This window comes from Mesorhizobium sp. M2E.F.Ca.ET.219.01.1.1, assembly GCF_004016445.2.
Classification (GTDB): Bacteria; Pseudomonadota; Alphaproteobacteria; order Rhizobiales; family Rhizobiaceae; genus Mesorhizobium.
Genome location: NZ_SADT02000003.1, coordinates 249,077 through 266,688 on the forward strand (window position 1 = coordinate 249,077; position 17,612 = coordinate 266,688).

Consider the following 17,612-nt stretch of genomic DNA (forward strand, 5'->3'; position numbering starts at 1 on the left):
AGGGCGAACTCCTAAAGTCAGGCGGTGATTTCGACGACCGCTTCGATTTCGACGGTGATGTTGCCAGGCAGCGAGCCGACGCCGATCGCCGAGCGGGCATGGCCGCCGATCTTGTCGAAGACATCGGCGAAAAGGTCCGAGCAGCCGTTGACCACCTTCGGGTGGTCGCTGAAGGTCGGGGTTGCGTTGACGAAGCCGAGCAGTTTTACCACGCGCACGATGCGGCCGAGGTCGCCCGCCGCCGCATGCATGACCGCAAGCAGGTTGAGGCCGGTGAGGCGGGCATGCTCATAAGCCTGCTCGACGGTGACATCGTCGCCGACCTTGCCGGTGCACAGCGTGCCGTCGGCGCGCAGCGGCCCTTGGCCCGAAAGGAAGATCAGACGGCCGCTCTCGGCATGGGTTACGAAATTGGCGATGGGTGTCGGCGGCTCGGGCAGGGTCAGGCCGAGTTCGGCGAGCCGTTCGTAAGGCGACATGGAAGGGTACTCCTTGGATGGCGAAAGCCATCCGCTTTCAGAAATGCGAGGCGCGGAAACGCGCCAGGAAGGTGCGCAGCCGCTCATTGGTGGTCTCCGCGGCAAGGACTTCCTTCGGCGGCCCAACGGCCGAGACGCCGCCATCGGCCATGAAGACGATGCGGCTGGAGGCGTCGCGGGCGAAGGCCATTTCATGCGTCACCATCACCATGGTCATGCCGTCCTCGGCAAGGCTTTTCACCACGGCCAGCACCTCGCCCACGAGCTCGGGGTCGAGCGCCGACGTGATCTCGTCGAGCAGCAGGATTTTCGGTTCCATGGCGACGGCGCGGGCAATACCGACGCGCTGCTGCTGGCCGCCGGAAAGCTCCGCCGGCAGGCTGTCGGCCTTGTGGGCGAGGCCGACGCGAGCCAGCCAGTGCTCGGCGATGGCGCGGGCCTCGGCACTGCCCTTGCCGCGAACCTTTGTGAGGCCGAGCATGATGTTGCCGGCGGCGGTCAGATGCGGGAAGAGGTTGAAGCTCTGAAACACCATGCCGGTTTCGGCGCGCATGGCGGCCAAATCGCGCTCGCTGCGGCGCTGGCGCGTCCCGGCGTCACGGTATCCGACTTCCTTGCCGTCAATGCGGATCGAGCCCGAGTCATAGCTTTCGAGGAAGTTGACGCAGCGCAAAAGCGTGGTCTTGCCGCTGCCGGACGGGCCGATGATGGTGACCACCTCGCCCTTGGCAACCTGCAGGCTGACCGAGCGCAGCACCGCGACCGGACCGAAGGATTTCGAGACCTCGGCGATCTCGAGAAGCGCTGGGCTGTTGTTGGAGCTGGTAGCCATGGCGTTAGTCCCGGATGAAGGCGAAGCGCCGTTCCAGCCTGCGGCTGGCGTAGGAAAGCGCGTAGTTGACGGCGAAATAGATCAGGGCGCCGAGGATATAGAGCGGCATCGCCTCATAAGTGCGGCCGATGACCTGGTTGACCGCCTGCATCAGGTCGGTGATGCCGAGCAGCGAAACCAGCGCGCTGCCCTTGACGGCATCGGTGACACCGTTGATCCAGGGCGGCAGGAAGCGGCGGAAGGCCTGCGGGAAGATGACAGAGGTGAGGCGCTGGCGGAAGGTCAGGCCGATCGCCATCGCCGCTTCCGACTGGCCTTTCGGTATCGAGGCGACCGCGCCGCGCACATATTCGACGACCTGCGCCATCTTGAACAGCGTGAGTGCCAGCACCGCCGCCCAGAAGGACTGCAGATGCAGTCCGACCGCCGGCAGGCCGTAATAGACGAAGAACATCAGCACCAGGATCGGGATGCCGCGGATGGTGTCCGAGAAAATGCGCACCGCCCAACGCAGCGGCGCCGGCCCATAGACGAGGCCGACGCCCAGCAGGACGCCCGCAATCAAAGACAGGACCACGACCAGCAGCGAGACCCACAAGGTCACAGCGAATCCTTCGGCAAGGAACGGCAGGGCGTAGAGGATCTGGCTCAGCATCTCAGCGCGCCGCCCTGAACCGGCGTTCGACCAGCCTGAGCGCGAACAGCAGCGCATAGCCGGTCACCAGATACATCGCCGTTGTCACCAGGTAGACCTCGACGATGCGGAATGTGTTGAAGTTGATCCACTGGGCGCCATAGGTCAGCTCGGGCACGGAGATAACCGAAGCGATCGAGGTGTCCTTGAACAGCGAGATGAAGGTGTTGGACAGCGCCGGCAGCGTGATGCGCAGCATCGTCGGCAGGCGTACGTGGACCAGGCGCTGCCAGGGGGTCAGGCCGATCGCCTTGCCGGCATCAAGCTGGCCGCGGGGCACGGCCTCCAGGCCGGAGCGGAACACCTCGACCAGATAGGCGCCACTATAGACCGACAGCGTCACCACAAAAGAGGTGGGCGCGCTGTAGGCGAGGTCTATGACGGTCGGCACACCGTAGAAGACGAGATAGACCAGCAGGATCAGCGGGACGTTGCGGATGAATTCGACATAAGCCGCGATGATCGTGCGCACGACACGCCCGGCCGAGACGTACCAGACCGCCAGCACCAGCCCGATGACGATGCCGATGGCGATCGAGATCACGGCGAGCTCGAGGCTGAGCAGCAAGCCGCCCCACAGCTTGTCGAAATGCCGCCAGATCAGGTTGAAATTGAGCGTGTAGCCCATGCGTCCGTCTCAATGGCCCGCGGTGACGAACAATCTCTTGTTTTGGCGCAATTTCGAACGGAAAACCGCTTCACACTTTTCCTGAAAATTGCTCAAGGATTCGTCACCCGGATGGCCCGTGTCGAGGAGAACAGGCGGAAGAGCGCCTGTCGCTCCTCCGCCGGTTTGGCGTAGGCTCGGTCAGATGACCGGGAAGCCTGGATGGCGCGGCGGCGGCTCCTGGCCGAAATATTCCTTGAAGGCGGCATCGTAGAGCGCCGTCTCGTGGCCGAACATGGCGATGGTGAAGGTCTGGTTGACGAAGGTCAGCCAATCGAGGTCGCCTTGCCGGACGGCGGCGCCGTAGAGCATCGAGTACCAGCTCTTGCCGGCGTCGAAATATTTGTCCGGGTTGCGCGAGGCGAGCCAGCGCACGGTCGACAGATCGACGGCCGCGGCGTCGGCTCGCTTGGATTCCAGCGCTTGCAGCACGTTCGCCTGGGTGTCGATCTGCAGCACCTGAGCCTGCGGCAAAGCGAAATGCACCGAGCTTTCGGCATCGACATTCTGCAGGATCGAGATGCGGGTGTTGGCGCCGTTGGCGAGGAGCTTGTCGAAGGTCTTGTTTTCGGAGCCGGGCAGCGTCAGCAGCGCCACGCCCTCGACATAGTAGGGCCGCGAGAAATGGATCAGCTGCGAGCGCTGCGCGGTCATGGTCATGAACTGGATGGTGATGTCGACCTTGTTGGTTGTCACGTTGGGGATGCGCTGCGCCGGGTCCTGGGTTACGAACTCGACCTTAGTCGGGTCGTCGAAGAGGCCCTTGGCGAGGATGCGGCCCATGGTGATGTCCATGCCGACCAATTCGCCGGCGTCGTTCTCGAAATGCCACGGCGCGTTGGTGCTGCCGGTGCCGACGATCAGCTTGCCGCGGTCGAGCGCGGTGCGCAGCACGCTGTCGGACGCGGCTTGCGCGGCGGCCTTCTCGGCGCTGATGGCGGTGAGCGCGCCGGCGGTGGCCAGCCCCGCCATTCCCAGTTTCAGAAAATCACGTCTGCCGGATGTGTCGTTCACGGCGACCTCCTTTGATGGTGTGTTCCCCAATGCAGCAGAAATACGCATCGCAATCAGCGATTGTCTCTTACAAGAGACGTGTGTATCCTGTACAAGACAGATACTAGCATCAGGAATCGACAATGCAAGATGGTGAAACGATGAGGGGCCGGGCGGTGGAAGCCCCGCAGGAGGAGCGGCCGGCCGGCTCGCGCGAAAAGGGCCTCAACAGGGTTTTGAACATCCTGGAATTCCTGCACGCCAACCAGCGCGCCATCGGCATCGGCGAGCTGGCCAAGGGGCTGGGCGCGCCACGCTCTACCACCTACACGCTGGTGCGCGAGCTGGTCGAAGCCGGGCTCCTGGAAATGGCCGGCGACGGCAATCGCGTCTATTTCGGCAAGAAGCTCTATCTCTACGGGATGGCTTATATGCGCGGCAACGACCTGCTCAGGCGCGGCCGCCAGGAGGTCGACACGCTGTCGCGGGAGACCGGCGAGACGTCGGAACTCTGCATGCTGCAGAGCGGTCGCTACACAATCATCCATTCCAGCCCGGGAACCAGGCCCTTCCGCATTAGCTCGGCCACCGGCCTGCAGATCCCGCTGCCATGGACAGCGTCCGGCCGGCTGCTGCTGGCCGGCTTTGATCGCAGCCGGATCGAAGCGATGGTCACGGAAGACGATCTCGTGCTGCCGGACGGCCGCAGGATCGAGCTCGATGACTTCATCGACGACATCGCCAGGGCACGCGTCACCGGCTATTGCGTCACGTCGGGCCTTGTCGACGCCTACACCAAATGCCTGGCAGCGCCCGTGTTCTCGGCGCCCGGCAAGGTCGAGGCGACGATGTGTCTTGTGGTGCCGATCGACACGTCGGAGGCGCGGACTGGCGAACTGGTCGCGCTGCTGCGCGAGCGCGCCGCCCGGCTTTCGATCTCGTAACGGCATTGAGCCGGTTATCGATCCAAGGAGTGTTGAGATTCAGGTCAGGCTGAGTCGAAAATGGTGGCTTCCGATAACCGGAGCGGAGCGTACTTGAGGTGCGCGAGCACCGGAAGCGCAGGAGGCCGCCATTTGCAGGCCGGCCTCACATGAATATCGACACGCTTAGGCGATGATGTCCGGAATAATGCGGTCTTCCAGCGCCGACAGCCGGTCCTTCAGCATCAGCTTCTTCTTCTTCATGCGCTGGATCTGAAGCGGGTCACAACCGGTGGCGATCATCGCGTTGATGGCGGCGTCGAAATCGGCGTGTTCCTGTTTGAGCCGGGAATATTCGAGGCGTATTTCAGCCTGTTCCTGTTCGGACATTATCTACCGTTTAGCGTATGCGTCGCCCAATCGGGCTGTCTGGGCGGGGCCGGTCGGGTTTCTGTCTGTGACCGGCGCGCAGCCCTTATCACATTTCACTTTGTCGTGGAATGCTACCACGTGTCATTCGACATCGAGATCGGTTGGTGGCAAAGTGTCATGGTGCCGTCACAGTCTCAACCTGCGGTGGACGTGCCTGCGACGGCTGCAATCGAGGAAACCATGAAAGGGAGAACCAATCATGTCTCTTGCATCCCATCTTGATGAGTTGCAGCGGAAACACGGTGATATCGAGCGTGAGCTTATCGACGCCATGAACCATCCTTCGGTGGACGACCTCGAAATCGTGAATCTCAAGCGACGCAAGCTGGCAATCAAGGACGAGATTGAAAAGCTGAAAGGGAAACCGACCTCGCACTGAGCATCTTTTAAGGCAGCATCACCGCTCCCGCCGCGGTGCCAACCTACCGGTGGCAAGAAATGCCACCGGCCCGGTTGTCTTTAACTGAATCATCTGATCATTTTTGCGTAGATCTTGCGGCCCAAGGCTTTTGCATGAGCCCTGCGGCCGCTGATCGCGGGCGGTCGATTTGCCGGCCTTGCCTGCCGCTTGCCATTGACAAGCCATCTTTGCTCCGCCACCTCATGCCCGGGACTTTCAGATGAAGGCGGCCGGCATGACCGGATATTTTTCCTCTCCCTTCCCGCGGCGCAGGTCGGTCGGCGTGTCGGTCGGCGGTGTGATCGTCGGCGGTGGTGCGCCGGTCGTCGTGCAGTCGATGACCAACACCGACACGGCCGATGTCGACCAGACGGTCGCCCAGGTCGCGGCGCTGCACCGCGCCGGCTCGGAAATCGTGCGCATCACGGTCGACCGCGACGAAAGCGCCGCGGCGGTCCCGCGCATCCATGAAAGGCTGTTGCGGCTCGGCATCGACGTGCCGCTGGTCGGCGACTTCCATTATATCGGCCACAAGCTCCTCGCCGATCATCCTGCCTGCGCCGAGGTGCTGGCGAAATACCGCATCAATCCCGGCAATGTCGGCTTCAAGGAGAAAAAGGACCGCCAGTTCGCGGCGATCGTCGAAATGGCGATCAAGCATGACAAGCCAGTGCGCATCGGCGTCAACTGGGGCTCGCTCGACCAGGAGCTGCTGACCCGGCTGATGGACCAGAACCAGGCTCAGGGCTCGCCGCTAACCGCGCAGGAAGTCACGCGCGAGGCGATCGTCCAGTCGGCGATCCTGTCGGCCGAGATGGCGGAAGAGATCGGGCTTGGCCGCGACAAGATCATCCTGTCGGCCAAGGTCAGCGGCGTGCAGGATTTGATCGCCGTCTATACCGAGCTTGCCACCCGCTCCGACCATGCGCTGCATCTCGGTCTCACCGAAGCCGGCATGGGCACCAAGGGCATTGTCGCCTCTTCCGCGGCGATGGGCATCCTGTTGCAGCAGGGCATCGGCGATACGATCCGCATCTCGCTGACACCGGAACCGAATGGCGACCGCACGCGCGAAGTGCAGGTGTCGCAGGAACTGCTGCAGACCATGGGCTTCCGCCAGTTCGTGCCAATCGTCGCGGCCTGCCCCGGCTGCGGCCGCACGACGTCGACCGTGTTCCAGGAACTCGCCCAGAGCATCCAGGCCGATATTCGCAAGAACATGCCGGTCTGGCGCGAGAAATATCCCGGCGTCGAGAACCTCAAGGTCGCCGTGATGGGCTGCATCGTCAACGGTCCCGGCGAATCCAAGCATGCCGATATCGGCATATCCTTGCCGGGCACCGGCGAGACGCCGACGGCGCCTGTCTTCATCGACGGCAAGAAGGCGGCGACGCTGCGCGGTCCTTCGATCGCGCAGGATTTCGAGAAGATGGTCGCCGACTATATCGAGCAGCGCTACGGACACGGCAAAGCCGCGGCCGAGTAGGCCGATGCACCGTTTCCTCACGGTGGCCCTGGCCTTGCTTTGCAGCTTGAGTTGGGTAGCGGGCGCGTCCGCCGACCCGCCGCAGTCGAAATCGGCTGCCAAACGGTTGATCAACCGTGTCTGCGATCTGATCGAAGCCCAGGCCCAGCAGAATGGCCTGCCCAAGGATTTCTTCGCCAGGCTGATCTGGAAGGAAAGCCGTTTTGATCCGAACGCGGTGAGCCCGGTCGGCGCCGAAGGCATCGCGCAATTCATGCCCGGCACCGCCAAGATGCGCGGCCTGGCCAATTCCTTCGACATCGAGCAGGCGCTTCCCGCCTCGGCGAAATATCTCGCCGAGATGAAGGCAGGCTACGGCAATCTCGGCCTCGCGGCGGCGGCCTATAATGCCGGCGAGAACCGTGTGTCGCGTTGGCTGGATTCCGGCGGCTTCCTGCCGATGGAGACGGAAAGCTATGTCTTCGACATCATGGGCGAACCGGTCGACAAGTTTTCGGACAAATCCTATGCCGGCACCGTCCAGCCGCTCGACCCCAAGATGAGCTTCGCGGTCGCCTGCCGCAGGCTGCCGGTGATCATGTCGCAGACCGTCGCCATGGCCTCGATCAACGTCAAGCCGTGGGGCGTACAGGTGGCCGGCAACTTCCGTCGCTCGGCGGCGATCGGCCAATGGCTGAGGGTCAAAAGCCGGTTCCCGGCGCTGCTTGCCAACCATGATCCGGTGGTGAGCCGGGTACGCACGCCGATCGGCCGGCGCGGCATCTACGCGGTCAGGATCGGCGCCGACTCGCGCGGCGAGGCCAACGGCATCTGCGACAAGCTGCAAAGCGTCGGCGGCGCCTGCGTGGTGATGCGCAACCGGTAGGTTGTCTGCAACAGGATATCTAGAAACGCTGGCGGGACAGCGCCCCCATCTGCCCTGCCGGGCATCTCCCCCACTTGGGGGAAGATCAGATGTCGCGCCGGCTTTCGCCAATCAGCAACGTTGCAGAAAGAGTGCCGGCGCCGCAGCTGCCAATCTCCCCCCAAGTGGGGGAGATGCCCGGCAGGGCAGAGGGGGGCGCGAAGGAACTCGGCGGTCAATGGCCGCCAAACGTTACCTGCCGCCCCTACGCCGTCTTCGCCGTCACCGTCTCGCTGAGCCAGGCGCCGATCTTGGCGCCGAGGCGATCGGGCGAGACGGGCTTGGGCAGATAATCGTCCATGCCGGCCTCGATGCATTTTTCGCGGTCGCCCTTGAGCGCGTGCGCGGTGACGCCGATGATCGGCGTGCGGTCGCCGCTCTGCGCTTCGATGGCACGAATGGCGCGGGTCGCCTCATAGCCGTTCATCTCCGGCATCGAGACGTCCATCAGCACCAGGCGGGGGCGCAGCGCGCGGTACATCTCAACTGCCGTGCGGCCGTTGCCGGCGATGCGGTAGCTCAGCCCGAAACCGTTGAGGATCTGGCCGAAGACCAGCTGGTTCACGTCATTGTCCTCGGCGATCAGGATATCGATCGGACCGCTCGGCGCCGCGGTCGATTCCAGTGCCGCCGGCACGGGCACCGCCGGGCCGCGGATGACGGTGAAGGCCGGCGGCGGCGCCTGCGCCGCGACCGGCTCGCGCACGAAATGGGCCTTGGCGCCCTGCGTGCGCGCCTTCTGGATGGCGGAGATCACCGTGCCCAGCAGCACCGCCGAACGCGCCGGCTTGGTGAGATGCGCGACGATGCCGAAATCGATCACCATCCTGCCGAAATCGACCTGGTCGACCGAGGTGAGCAGCACGACCGGGATGGACGAAAGACGGCTGTCCGAGGCGATCGCCTTGGCGACATCTGCGCCGTTCATGCCGGGCATCTGGTAGTCGAGGATGATGCAATCGACAGTGGCGCCGAGCTGGCAGGCGCGGTCGAGGAAGGCAAGGCCGACGGCGCCGCTTTCGGCGGCCGCGCAGTCGAAGCTCCAGCTTCTGAGCTGCTCCAGCAGGATCTCCCGGTTGACCGGGTTGTCGTCGATGACCAGCACCCGGGCGCCCGTGACGTCGACCGGCACCAGCTTGTCGGCCGCCTCCTGGTTGTGCGCGGGCAGCGGCACGGCGAACCAGAAGACGGAGCCGCGGCCGATCTCGCTTTCGACGCCGATCTTGCCGCCCATCAGGTCGACAAGCCGGGCACCGATCGCAAGGCCAAGCCCGGTGCCTTCGTGGCGGCGGGTCGAGGAGCCGTCGACCTGGGCGAACTTCTCGAACACGCTTTGCAGCTTTTCGGCCGGAATGCCGATGCCGGTATCCTCGACGCGGACCTTGAGCTGGACCACGCCGTCGACGACGTCGCCGCCGACATCGACCAGCACATGGCCCTTTTCGGTGAACTTCACGGCGTTGCCGAGCAAATTGGTGACGATCTGGCGGAAGCGCCCGGCATCGCCGACGACGAAGGCCGGCAGGCGCGGATCGACGCGCACGATGAGCTCGAGGTTCTTTTCGGCAACGCGCGCCGAGACCAGCGTCGCTACATCCTCGACCGCTTCGGCCAGGCGGAAGGGAGCGGGGTCGAGGGTGAGCTGGCCGGCATTGATCTTCGAGAAATCGAGGATGTCGTTGATGATGGTGAGCAGCGCGTTGCCGGATTTGACGATGACGTCGGTGAAGGTCTTCTGGCGCGGCGTAAGCTCCGTCTTGGCCAGCAGCTCGGCCATGCCGAGCACGCCGTTCATCGGCGTGCGGATCTCATGGCTCATATTGGCCAGGAATTCCGACTTGGCGCGGTCGGCGGCCTCGGCCTTGAACAGCGACGCGGCGCTCTCGGCGAAGGCGCGCCGGATCGCGTTCTCCATCGGCCGGAAGATCAGAACCGCGGCGATGCCAAGCACGGCAAACAGCAACCCGCTCGCCCACAGCAGCAGCCGGTCGTTGGAAGCGTCGGCGAGGCGACGCTCCTCGTCGAGCGCGGTGCGCACCTTGACCAGCATCGGCTGGGCGAACAGGTCGTTCTGATTGCGGATTTCGCGGTAGCTCCATTCATCGACCTTCTGGGCGGTCGACATCAGATTGAAGTTGCGCACCATGTCGCGCGCCGACCAGAACAGGTCGTTGTTCACCGAAGCGGTATCCAGCGCGTTGGTGGTGTTCCTGGACAGGCGCGGCCTGATCGCGGCAAGCTGTGCGTTCAGGATCTCGATCTCGCCCGTCAGCCGCTCGGAATGCCCGCGCGCGGCGGCGGTCAGCGCATCCCGCGTCTCGCTGCGCCAGGCGGTGCCGGTCGTCTCGGCGAAATTGGTGGCGTTGCGCAGGTCGCGGGCGAAGATGACGAAATTGCCGCTGAGGGCATCGACCTCGTGGCGGTACGAATTCACACGGTTGAGGGCGAACATCACGGCGGCCGAGGCCAGCGCGAAGACAAGCAGTCCCGAAATGTAGCGGATCCGGATCGACCGGAGGAAGGAAGAATATTCCGGCATGCGCAACCCCAACACATACGCACAATTTTAATGGTCGGGATTACGCTTGATTTACATTAAGATTTCGTTGGTGGGCGAGATTCCCCTGCGCTCACGGATCAAGTCGGGCGGGCCGCTCTGCAAGCGGCCCGCTTTTGGTCAATTCAGACCTTATTTCTTGGCCCGGTAGGCGTCGGGGATGACGAAGACCTCGTCGGCGCGGCCATAGCCCCCATCGGGAACCTCCTCGATCAGCACCATCGTGGTGGGACGCACAGCTTCGCCGAAAAAGTCGACGAACATCTGCGTGGTCTTGTGGACCAGGTCCTCTTTCTGCGCCTTCGTGAGAGCGGCTTCGGGCATCTTGAAGTTGGCAAAGGGCATTTATCGGTTCCTTTCGGGTTGGGTTTCAGGGCTTTGGACGAAGGAGGTCGGCAAGGCCGATGCGCTCCAGAAGCTGAGCGCGGACGCGGTCGGCGACGCCGTTAACGATGGCAGCCCCGTCGTCGGACGGGTCGATATGGACGCGGAACGGCCGGCGGCCATGCGGCATCGCCACCAGATCGACGATGGCCTGCGCGACCTTTGAGGGGTCGGCGTCGGCGGGCTCCAGGCCGGCAAGACCCTTGAGCGCCTGCTCATCCGCGCCCGCGTAAGGGCCTGACCAATAGGCGACAGCGCGCCCGGTGTCGGCGGGCTTCCCGGAATGAGCGAAATGCTCGGTGCCCTTGGTGAAGGCGCCCGGCACGACGATGCTCGTCTCGATCCCGAAACGGGCAAGCTCCAGCGCGTAGCTCTGTGCCAGCGCATCCATGCCCGCCTTGGCGGCGAAATATGGTGCGAGGAAGGGCGGCGTGCCGCCGCGCGTGCTGCTCGATCCGACCCATATCATCAGTGCGCGGCCGAGCGAGCGCATATGCGGAAGCACCGCACGGTTGACGCGCTGGGTGCCCAACACATTGACGTCGTAGAGCGCAGCCAATTGCTCCGGCGTGAAGGCTTCGGCCGGTCCGAAGACCATGTGGCCGGCATTGTGGACGACGACGTCGATCCGACCGGCTTCTGCGAGGATGGTTTTGACCGCCGCCTCGATCGACGGTTCGGACAGCACGTCCAGCGCAATGGCGCAGATCGCCAGGTTCTCGTCGCGGGCCAGTCTTTCGATCTCGGCCGCGGCGGCGCCTCCACGCGCTTGCGGATCGCGCATCGAGGCATAGACCCGGTGACCGGCCCGGGCGAGCGCCTTCGCGGTCGTAGCGCCAAAACCGCTCGATGCGCCGGTGATGAGAATTGTCTGCTGCATGATAGCTCTACCTTTAGATCGCGCCGCCATTGGCGCGGATGATCTGGCCGTTGACCCATTGGCTGTCCGGGCCGGCAAGGAAGGCGACGAGCCCGGCGATATCGTCGGGCTGGCCGAGGCGGCCGAGCGGAATGAGCCTGGTGATCGCCTCGATCTGCGCGGCGCTCTTGCCGTCGGTGAAGAGTTCGGTGTCGACCGGGCCGGGCGCGACGGCGTTGACCGTGATGCGGCGCGGGCCGAGCTCCTTGGCAAGGATATGCGTCATCGCTTCGACGCCCGCCTTGGTCGCGGCATAGACGCCGTAGGCCGGCTGGTAGAAACCCACGACACTTGAAGAAAAATTGATGATGCGGCCGCCATCGTTCAATCGCCTTGCAGCTTCGCGCATGCCGCGGAACGTGCCGCCGAGATTGATAGCGAGCTGGCGTTCGAATGCAGCGTCGTCGGTGTCGGCGATGGGCGACAGCCGCATCATGCCGGCATTGTTGACGAGGATGTCGGCCTTGCCAAAGGCCTTTTCGGCGGCGTCGAACAACGTGGCCATGCCGCTCAGTTCGCCGACGTCGGCCTGCACCGCGAGAGCAGTGCCGCCGGCGGCCTCGATGGCCGAGACGACCTCGCCGGCCGCGTCCTTGCCGCGCGCATAATTGACGATGACGGCGATCTCGTCCCGGGCGAGCCGCTTGGCGATCGCGGCGCCGATGCCTCTCGATGCGCCTGTCACGATCGCGGTTCTTGTCTTGTGCATGATCGGTCTCCGTTCGTTTGTTGTGAAGCGGATATAGATCCCTCGCCCTTCCGGATAATCGGTCGGCTATTGACAGCAGTATTCGGATGGAGCGAACAATCACCCATGGATCGATTGGACAGGATGCGGCTGTTCGTCCGCGTGGTGGAGCGGCGCAATTTCACCGCGGCCGCAGCCGATCTCGGCCTGCCGCGCTCGACCGCGACCGAAGCGATCCAGCAACTGGAGGAGCATCTGGGGACAAGGCTGCTGGACCGCACCACGCGCCATGTCGCCACGACGCTCGACGGGCAGGCCTACTACGAGCGCTGCCTGTCGATCCTTGGCGAGGTGGAGGATGCCGAGGCCGGGTTCCGCAGCGCCGAGCCGCGCGGTCTATTGCGCATCGATGCGCATCCGCTGATCACGCAGCGCTTCCTTTTGCCGGAACTCCCGGCCTTCCTCGAACGCTATCCCGGCATCGATCTGCATATCGGCCAGGGCGACCGGCTGGTCGACCTGGTGCGCGAAGGCGTCGACTGCGTCATTCGCGCCGGTGAACCGCAGGACAGTGGCATGATCATGCGGCGGCTGGCGATGATCGGCGAGATCACCTGCGCCAGCCCGAGCTATCTGAAGCGGCATGGGATGCCGGCCTCACCGGAAGCGCTGGACGGTCATCAGGCCGTCGGGTTCGTCTCCTCGCGCACGGGCGAGGTCCTGCCGCTGGAGTTCACGATCGGCTCAACGGTGCGTCAGGTCACGTTGCCCGGCCGGGTGCGTGTGAATAATTCCGACACCGCCGTCGCGCTGGCGCGCCTCGGTCTCGGGCTTCTGCAAGCGCCACGCTACCGGCTGGAAAAGGACCTCACGGACGGGACGCTGGTCGAGGTTCTGGGGGATTTTCCACCGACGCCGACGCCGCTCTCGGCGCTCTATCCGCAGAACCGCCAGCTCGCGCCGCGTCTGCGTATGTTCCTGGAATGGGCGTCGGGCATTTTCGCCAAAGCAAAACTGTGAAGCCGGTTCGGCTCGGCTAATACCCACGCCGTCAGTTATTGCGCGTCGCCACGAAAGTCGCGGCTTCCTTGAGCAACTCCGCCTGCTCTCCATAAGGCTCGAGCAGCGCATGCGCCTGGTCGATCAGGCCGTGCAACTGGCCGCGCGCCCAGTCGGGGCCGTGCAGCGAAGCGAGCGTCGCCTTGCCGGCGGCGGCGTCCTTGTTGGTCGCCTTGCCCATCTGCTTGGCATCGGCGGTGAGGTCGAGCAGGTCGTCGGCGAGCTGGAAGGCAAGGCCGATCGCCGAGCCGAATTCGGCCAGCCGCTCGCGGTCCGCTGGCGGCGCGCCGGCGACGATCGCGCCGGCCTCGCAGGCGAAGCGGATCAGCGCGCCGGTCTTCATCGCCTGCAGCGTGATGATGCCGGCCCCGTCCGGCCGTTTGCGCTCGGCGTCGAGATCGAGCATCTGGCCGCCGACCATGCCGCCGGCGCCGGCCGCGCGCGAGAGCGCCAGCACGAGCGCCACCTTGCGGTCGGCAGGCAAGGCCGTCGCCTCGTCGGCGATGATGTCGAAGGCCAAGGTCAGCAGCGCGTCGCCGGCGAGGATCGCTGTCGCCTCGTCGAAGGCCTTGTGCACCGTCGGCTGGCCACGCCGCAGATCGTCGTCGTCCATGGCCGGCAGATCGTCATGGATCAGCGAATAGCAATGCACGCATTCCAGCGCCGCGGCGACGCGCAGCGCGGCGTCGTTGTCGGCCGAAAACAGCGCGGCACTTTCCATGACCAAAAAAGGGCGCAGCCGCTTGCCGCCATTGAGCACGCCATGCCGCATGGCCGCGATCAGGCGCTCGGGCCGCGCGATCTCACTGGTGAGCGGACGTCCGTCGAGAATCCGGCGCAGCTCGGTCTCGACGGCGGCAGCGCGCATCAAAAGCGTGGTTTCGAAGGCGATCTGGTCGTCTTTGCTCATGGGCGGGACCGGTAGCCGACACTCAGACATTGCGCAAGCAGGCGCGCGCCTTTATGCCGGAGGGGGCGAGGCACGGGTGGGACGGCTTGACGGAACCGATCGTCGAAGATGGAAGCGAGGGGCTGGACATGGCGCGGTCGCGGCGCCTGAGCCGCGCCAGTCTGAGGCGCATCGGCCGGCGCTGCCTGGTCGTCGCGCTCGTGCTGGCGGCCATCCCGGTCGTGCTCACTTTCCTGTACCTGCCGTCCTTCGTGCACCCCGTCTCGACGCTGATGCTGAAGGACCTCGCGACATTCTCCGGCTACGACCGGCGCTGGGTGTCGATCGATGACGTGGCGCCGGTGCTGGCGCATTCGGTGATCATGTCGGAGGACGGGCAGTTCTGCTTCCATCGCGGCGTCGATCTCGGCGAATTGCGCGGCGTGGTCGATGACGCGCTGGCCGGCGAGGCGACGCGCGGCGCCTCCACCATCACCATGCAGACGGTGAAGAACCTTTTCCTGTGGTCGCGGCCGCTTGGCAGCGTGCGCAAGGTCGTCGAGCTGCCGTTGGCCGTCTATTTCGACGCGGTGATGTCGAAGCGGCGCATCATGGAGATCTATCTCAACATCGCCGAATGGGGGCCGGGGATCTACGGCATCGAGGCCGCCGCGCGGCATCATTTCGGCATCTCTGCCAAGCAGTTGTCGCGCAGGCAGGCGGCGCTGCTGGCCGTCAGCCTGCCCAACCCGATCGCGCGCAACCCGGCCAAGCCGGGGCCGGGACTGAGGCGTCTTGCGAGCTTGATCGAGCGCCGCGCAAGCAGATCCGGCGCCTATGTGGGATGCCTCGATTAGGGCGTGATCCCGAAAAGTGGGAACCGGTTTTCGGAAAAGATCACGCTCCAACGAAGACCTGGACCAAGACGGCGTGTCGACGAAACGGCATCCTGATCCAACCGAAGCGGCGCCGCTCAAAAAAATTCGCGGGTAACGCTGGCCAAAACGGCGCAAGGCGTGTATAGGCACCCGACTTTCTCAGATTATGGCCTCGATGCGGCCCTTTCGCGAGGGTTGCCGGGGCATTTTGACCATGTAGTGGAGCATATCCATGGCCGTTCCAAAAAGAAAAACCTCTCCGTCGAAGCGCGGCATGCGCCGCTCGGCCGACGCCCTCAAGGCCCCGACCTATGTCGAGGACAAGAATTCCGGCGAAATGCGCCGCCCGCACCACATCGACCTGAAGACCGGCATGTATCGCGGCCGCCAGGTGCTGGAGCCGAAGGAAAGCTGAGAAGCTTCCAGGATTTCTGACGTTCAAAAGACCGGCCTTTGGCCGGTCTTTTTTGTTTGTCGCCGGCGGCGTCCGGAATTGATCGCTCGCCTGCCGATGGCTAGGGCGGTTCACCGTTTCACGGAAACGGCGAACCGCTCTATCTCCTTGTTCTGACGCAATTCCGGACGGTAAACCGCTCACACTTTTCCTGGAATTGCTCTAAGCAACCGGCTGACATCGTTATTTCATTAGGTCTTACAGCGTGTTCACCGCCGCGGCGAAAAACCTTGACGGCGCGCTTGCCGCGGATTTTACAAGAGGGGGTGCCCTCATTGGAGTCGCCCAGATGTTCGGTGCCGTCCCGCTGCTGATCGTGCCTTTCGTCCTCTACAATCTCGGCCTGCTTGGATTGTTCGGCGGCGGCGACGATCCCTGGATGACCGAGATGTTCTCCTTCCGCATGATGTCGGGCGGCGTGTTCTCGATGACGCTCGGCGACCTGATGGTGCTGATCGGGTTGATCTTTCTCTTCATCGAGATCTCGAAATCGGTGCGCACGACCAATGCCTCGATCCTGGATCACCTTCTGTCGACGCTGGTCTTCATCGCTTTTCTCGTCGAGTTCCTGCTGGTGAAGGGCGCGGCGCACTCCGTCTTCTTCACGCTGATGATCATCGCGCTGTTCGACGTGCTGGCCGGCTTCTCGGTGTCCATGCGGTCGGCAAGCCGTGACATCAATCTGAACTAACCCGGCACGGGAGTTTTGACGGGCCGCTTCCGTTGCCGGATGGCATGCGTTGCTGATTGGCAGAAACCGCCGGCTCGCGCAGACCACGGCAGCACGACAGATTCCGGCTGACCAACGCGGCCTCAACCTGTCAAGATCGCCAGACCGCTGAACCAGATTGTGACCTGCCCTCGTATCTCACCGCATGAACCTCATCGGCGCCGCGCTCCTCTTCTTCATCGCGCTCCTCTTTGCCCTGGCCGGCGTCACCCGCGCCGGCGTCTGGCTGATCGAGCGACGCAGCCCGCCGGCCGGCGAGTTCGCCGAGATCAATGGCGCGCGCATCCATTATGCCCATATCCCGGCGCCCGCCGGCGCCGACCTGCCGCCGGTCGTCTTCATCCATGGCGCCAGCGCCAACCTGAAGGACCAGATGTTGCCGCTGCAGCCGTTGCTCGAGGGCCGCGCCGAGATGCTGTTCCTCGACCGCCCAGGCCTCGGCTGGTCGGAACGCGGCGACAATGATACGCTTGCCAAGCAAGCCGACACGATCGCCGGGCTGATGGACCGCCTCGGCATTGAAAAGGCCATTGTCGTCGCGCATTCCTTCGGCGGCGCGATCACCACGGCTTTCGCCCGCCAGCATCCAGAAAGAACAGCCGGTCTCGTCTTCGTGTCACCGGCCACGCATCCGTGGCCGGGCGGCGCGACCGCCTGGTACTACAAGCTCACCGCCATGCCGGTGGTCGGCTGGCTGTTTTCCGAAACGCTCGCCTATCCGGCCGGTATGTTGCGGATCAGCGATGCGACAGCTTGCGTCTTCTCGCCCAACAACCCGCCGGACGATTACATCGGCAGAGCTTCGATCCCGCTGGTGCTGCGACCGTCTGCCTTCCGCGCCAACGCCCGCGACGTCGCCCAGCTCTATGACTATGTCCGGGCCGCCTCGCCCGCTTACCGGGAAATCAAGGCGCCGACCGTCGTCATCTCGGGCGACCGCGACAAGGTGGTCTACGCGACGATCCACTCTGTCGGCCTCGAGCGCGACATTCCCGGCGCCGAACTGGTTTGGGTCCGCAATCTCGGCCATAAGCCGGACTGGATCGCACCCGATCTCGTGGTCGGCGCGATCGAGAAGGTGGCCGGCACGCCGATCGACTTGCAGGCAATGGCAAGGACCGTGGAAGGCCGTATCGCCGGTGATGCCCATAACGACGGAAAATGCCCGGACATCAAAGTGCCCGACGCCGAGCTCGCGCCGGGTTGAAATTTCGGGAATTAGCTCCTGAATTCCACGGCGGAGA

20 protein-coding genes are annotated in these 17,612 nt (G+C 64.3%); 9 read left to right on the forward strand and 11 right to left on the reverse strand.

Annotated features, from left to right (window positions below; translation table 11 throughout):
• Positions 1–17: 17 nt before the first annotated feature.
• The 5 genes from EN862_RS18475 to EN862_RS18495 form a co-directional block, all read right to left on the reverse strand.
• Positions 18–479, reverse strand: a complete 462-nt coding sequence (locus tag EN862_RS18475) for a RidA family protein (RefSeq protein ID WP_127865635.1) — start codon at positions 477–479, stop codon at positions 18–20.
• Positions 480–516: 37 nt separating this feature from the next.
• Positions 517–1,311, reverse strand: coding sequence for an amino acid ABC transporter ATP-binding protein (locus EN862_RS18480; RefSeq protein WP_127865634.1), 795 nt, complete (start codon positions 1,309–1,311; stop codon positions 517–519).
• A 4-nt stretch (positions 1,312–1,315) separates the two neighbouring features.
• Positions 1,316–1,966 (reverse strand): amino acid ABC transporter permease, encoded by a 651-nt coding sequence (locus EN862_RS18485; protein ID WP_127865633.1) that lies wholly within the window; start codon positions 1,964–1,966, stop codon positions 1,316–1,318.
• A gap of 1 nt (position 1,967) precedes the next feature.
• Complete coding sequence (locus EN862_RS18490) at positions 1,968–2,633, reverse strand: amino acid ABC transporter permease (protein ID WP_095816734.1); 666 nt, start codon at positions 2,631–2,633, stop codon at positions 1,968–1,970.
• A gap of 180 nt (positions 2,634–2,813) precedes the next feature.
• On the reverse strand, positions 2,814–3,644 hold the full coding sequence (locus tag EN862_RS18495; protein ID WP_189341575.1) for a transporter substrate-binding domain-containing protein: 831 nt from the start codon (positions 3,642–3,644) through the stop codon (positions 2,814–2,816).
• A 164-nt stretch (positions 3,645–3,808) separates the two neighbouring features.
• Here EN862_RS18495 and EN862_RS18500 point away from each other — a divergent pair, with 164 nt between their 5' ends.
• Positions 3,809–4,609, forward strand: a complete 801-nt coding sequence (locus EN862_RS18500; protein WP_127865632.1) for an IclR family transcriptional regulator — start codon at positions 3,809–3,811, stop codon at positions 4,607–4,609.
• A 165-nt stretch (positions 4,610–4,774) separates the two neighbouring features.
• On the opposite strand, the gene EN862_RS18505 is transcribed toward EN862_RS18500, so the two are convergent.
• Positions 4,775–4,978 (reverse strand): DUF465 domain-containing protein, encoded by a 204-nt coding sequence (locus EN862_RS18505; RefSeq protein ID WP_040985243.1) that lies wholly within the window; start codon positions 4,976–4,978, stop codon positions 4,775–4,777.
• Between the two features lie 241 nt (positions 4,979–5,219).
• On the opposite strand from EN862_RS18505, the gene EN862_RS18510 reads away from it, so the two are divergent.
• From EN862_RS18510 to EN862_RS18520, 3 genes are all read left to right on the forward strand, one after another.
• Positions 5,220–5,399 (forward strand): YdcH family protein, encoded by a 180-nt coding sequence (locus EN862_RS18510; RefSeq protein WP_095816731.1) that lies wholly within the window; start codon positions 5,220–5,222, stop codon positions 5,397–5,399.
• A gap of 256 nt (positions 5,400–5,655) precedes the next feature.
• Positions 5,656–6,906: a flavodoxin-dependent (E)-4-hydroxy-3-methylbut-2-enyl-diphosphate synthase gene (ispG, locus tag EN862_RS18515; protein ID WP_127865631.1), complete on the forward strand. Its 1,251-nt coding sequence runs from the start codon at positions 5,656–5,658 to the stop codon at positions 6,904–6,906.
• A gap of 4 nt (positions 6,907–6,910) precedes the next feature.
• The gene (locus EN862_RS18520) at positions 6,911–7,771 is read left to right on the forward strand and encodes a lytic transglycosylase domain-containing protein (protein ID WP_127865630.1); all 861 of its coding nucleotides are present in this window, start codon (positions 6,911–6,913) and stop codon (positions 7,769–7,771) included.
• Positions 7,772–8,015: 244 nt separating this feature from the next.
• On the opposite strand, the gene EN862_RS18530 is transcribed toward EN862_RS18520, so the two are convergent.
• From EN862_RS18530 to EN862_RS18545, 4 genes are all read right to left on the reverse strand, one after another.
• On the reverse strand, positions 8,016–10,349 hold the full coding sequence (locus EN862_RS18530) for a response regulator (RefSeq protein WP_127865629.1): 2,334 nt from the start codon (positions 10,347–10,349) through the stop codon (positions 8,016–8,018).
• Between the two features lie 150 nt (positions 10,350–10,499).
• Positions 10,500–10,712 carry a 4-oxalocrotonate tautomerase family protein gene (locus EN862_RS18535; RefSeq protein WP_127865628.1) on the reverse strand — a complete coding sequence of 71 codons (213 nt, stop codon included), beginning with the start codon at positions 10,710–10,712 and terminating at the stop codon, positions 10,500–10,502.
• A 25-nt stretch (positions 10,713–10,737) separates the two neighbouring features.
• A complete protein-coding gene (locus tag EN862_RS18540) occupies positions 10,738–11,634 on the reverse strand; it encodes an SDR family oxidoreductase (RefSeq protein WP_127865845.1) in 897 nt (298 codons plus the stop codon).
• A 10-nt stretch (positions 11,635–11,644) separates the two neighbouring features.
• Positions 11,645–12,379 (reverse strand): SDR family oxidoreductase, encoded by a 735-nt coding sequence (locus tag EN862_RS18545; protein ID WP_189401835.1) that lies wholly within the window; start codon positions 12,377–12,379, stop codon positions 11,645–11,647.
• A gap of 105 nt (positions 12,380–12,484) precedes the next feature.
• Here EN862_RS18545 and EN862_RS18550 point away from each other — a divergent pair, with 105 nt between their 5' ends.
• On the forward strand, positions 12,485–13,378 hold the full coding sequence (locus tag EN862_RS18550; protein ID WP_127865626.1) for a LysR family transcriptional regulator: 894 nt from the start codon (positions 12,485–12,487) through the stop codon (positions 13,376–13,378).
• Positions 13,379–13,409: 31 nt separating this feature from the next.
• Here the strand turns inward: EN862_RS18550 and EN862_RS18555 are convergent, their stop codons facing one another.
• Positions 13,410–14,285, reverse strand: coding sequence for a polyprenyl synthetase family protein (locus EN862_RS18555; RefSeq protein ID WP_245519648.1), 876 nt, complete (start codon positions 14,283–14,285; stop codon positions 13,410–13,412).
• Positions 14,286–14,455: 170 nt separating this feature from the next.
• Here EN862_RS18555 and EN862_RS18560 point away from each other — a divergent pair, with 170 nt between their 5' ends.
• The 4 genes from EN862_RS18560 (at position 14,456) to EN862_RS18575 (ending at position 17,575) form a co-directional block, all read left to right on the forward strand.
• On the forward strand, positions 14,456–15,163 hold the full coding sequence (locus tag EN862_RS18560) for a transglycosylase domain-containing protein (RefSeq protein WP_189401852.1): 708 nt from the start codon (positions 14,456–14,458) through the stop codon (positions 15,161–15,163).
• A 253-nt stretch (positions 15,164–15,416) separates the two neighbouring features.
• Complete coding sequence (gene rpmF, locus EN862_RS18565; protein WP_006203806.1) at positions 15,417–15,599, forward strand: 50S ribosomal protein L32; 183 nt, start codon at positions 15,417–15,419, stop codon at positions 15,597–15,599.
• Positions 15,600–15,927: 328 nt separating this feature from the next.
• Positions 15,928–16,329 carry a hypothetical protein gene (locus EN862_RS18570; protein WP_040985222.1) on the forward strand — a complete coding sequence of 134 codons (402 nt, stop codon included), beginning with the start codon at positions 15,928–15,930 and terminating at the stop codon, positions 16,327–16,329.
• A gap of 184 nt (positions 16,330–16,513) precedes the next feature.
• Positions 16,514–17,575 (forward strand): alpha/beta hydrolase, encoded by a 1,062-nt coding sequence (locus tag EN862_RS18575; RefSeq protein ID WP_127865623.1) that lies wholly within the window; start codon positions 16,514–16,516, stop codon positions 17,573–17,575.
• Positions 17,576–17,612 lie beyond the last annotated feature (37 nt).

Excerpts from the sequence above, each read along its gene's own strand:
- EN862_RS18510 (WP_095816731.1), top strand. The coding sequence starts at position 5,220 with ATGTCTCTTGCATCCCATCTTGATGAGTTGCAGCGGAAACACGGTGAT.
- rpmF (WP_006203806.1), top strand. The coding sequence starts at position 15,417 with ATGGCCGTTCCAAAAAGAAAAACCTCTCCGTCGAAGCGCGGCATGCGC.
- EN862_RS18495 (WP_189341575.1), bottom strand. The coding sequence starts at position 3,644 with ATGGCGGGGCTGGCCACCGCCGGCGCGCTCACCGCCATCAGCGCCGAG.
- EN862_RS18520 (WP_127865630.1), top strand. The coding sequence starts at position 6,911 with ATGCACCGTTTCCTCACGGTGGCCCTGGCCTTGCTTTGCAGCTTGAGT.
- EN862_RS18560 (WP_189401852.1), top strand. The coding sequence starts at position 14,456 with ATGGCGCGGTCGCGGCGCCTGAGCCGCGCCAGTCTGAGGCGCATCGGC.
- EN862_RS18535 (WP_127865628.1), bottom strand. The coding sequence starts at position 10,712 with ATGCCCTTTGCCAACTTCAAGATGCCCGAAGCCGCTCTCACGAAGGCG.
- EN862_RS18485 (WP_127865633.1), bottom strand. The coding sequence starts at position 1,966 with ATGCTGAGCCAGATCCTCTACGCCCTGCCGTTCCTTGCCGAAGGATTC.
- EN862_RS18530 (WP_127865629.1), bottom strand. The coding sequence starts at position 10,349 with ATGCCGGAATATTCTTCCTTCCTCCGGTCGATCCGGATCCGCTACATT.
- EN862_RS18550 (WP_127865626.1), top strand. The coding sequence starts at position 12,485 with ATGGATCGATTGGACAGGATGCGGCTGTTCGTCCGCGTGGTGGAGCGG.
- EN862_RS18570 (WP_040985222.1), top strand. The coding sequence starts at position 15,928 with ATGTTCGGTGCCGTCCCGCTGCTGATCGTGCCTTTCGTCCTCTACAAT.
- EN862_RS18500 (WP_127865632.1), top strand. The coding sequence starts at position 3,809 with ATGCAAGATGGTGAAACGATGAGGGGCCGGGCGGTGGAAGCCCCGCAG.
- ispG (WP_127865631.1), top strand. The coding sequence starts at position 5,656 with ATGACCGGATATTTTTCCTCTCCCTTCCCGCGGCGCAGGTCGGTCGGC.
- EN862_RS18505 (WP_040985243.1), bottom strand. The coding sequence starts at position 4,978 with ATGTCCGAACAGGAACAGGCTGAAATACGCCTCGAATATTCCCGGCTC.
- EN862_RS18490 (WP_095816734.1), bottom strand. The coding sequence starts at position 2,633 with ATGGGCTACACGCTCAATTTCAACCTGATCTGGCGGCATTTCGACAAG.
- EN862_RS18480 (WP_127865634.1), bottom strand. The coding sequence starts at position 1,311 with ATGGCTACCAGCTCCAACAACAGCCCAGCGCTTCTCGAGATCGCCGAG.
- EN862_RS18575 (WP_127865623.1), top strand. The coding sequence starts at position 16,514 with ATGAACCTCATCGGCGCCGCGCTCCTCTTCTTCATCGCGCTCCTCTTT.
- EN862_RS18475 (WP_127865635.1), bottom strand. The coding sequence starts at position 479 with ATGTCGCCTTACGAACGGCTCGCCGAACTCGGCCTGACCCTGCCCGAG.
- EN862_RS18545 (WP_189401835.1), bottom strand. The coding sequence starts at position 12,379 with ATGCACAAGACAAGAACCGCGATCGTGACAGGCGCATCGAGAGGCATC.
- EN862_RS18555 (WP_245519648.1), bottom strand. The coding sequence starts at position 14,285 with ATGCGCGCTGCCGCCGTCGAGACCGAGCTGCGCCGGATTCTCGACGGA.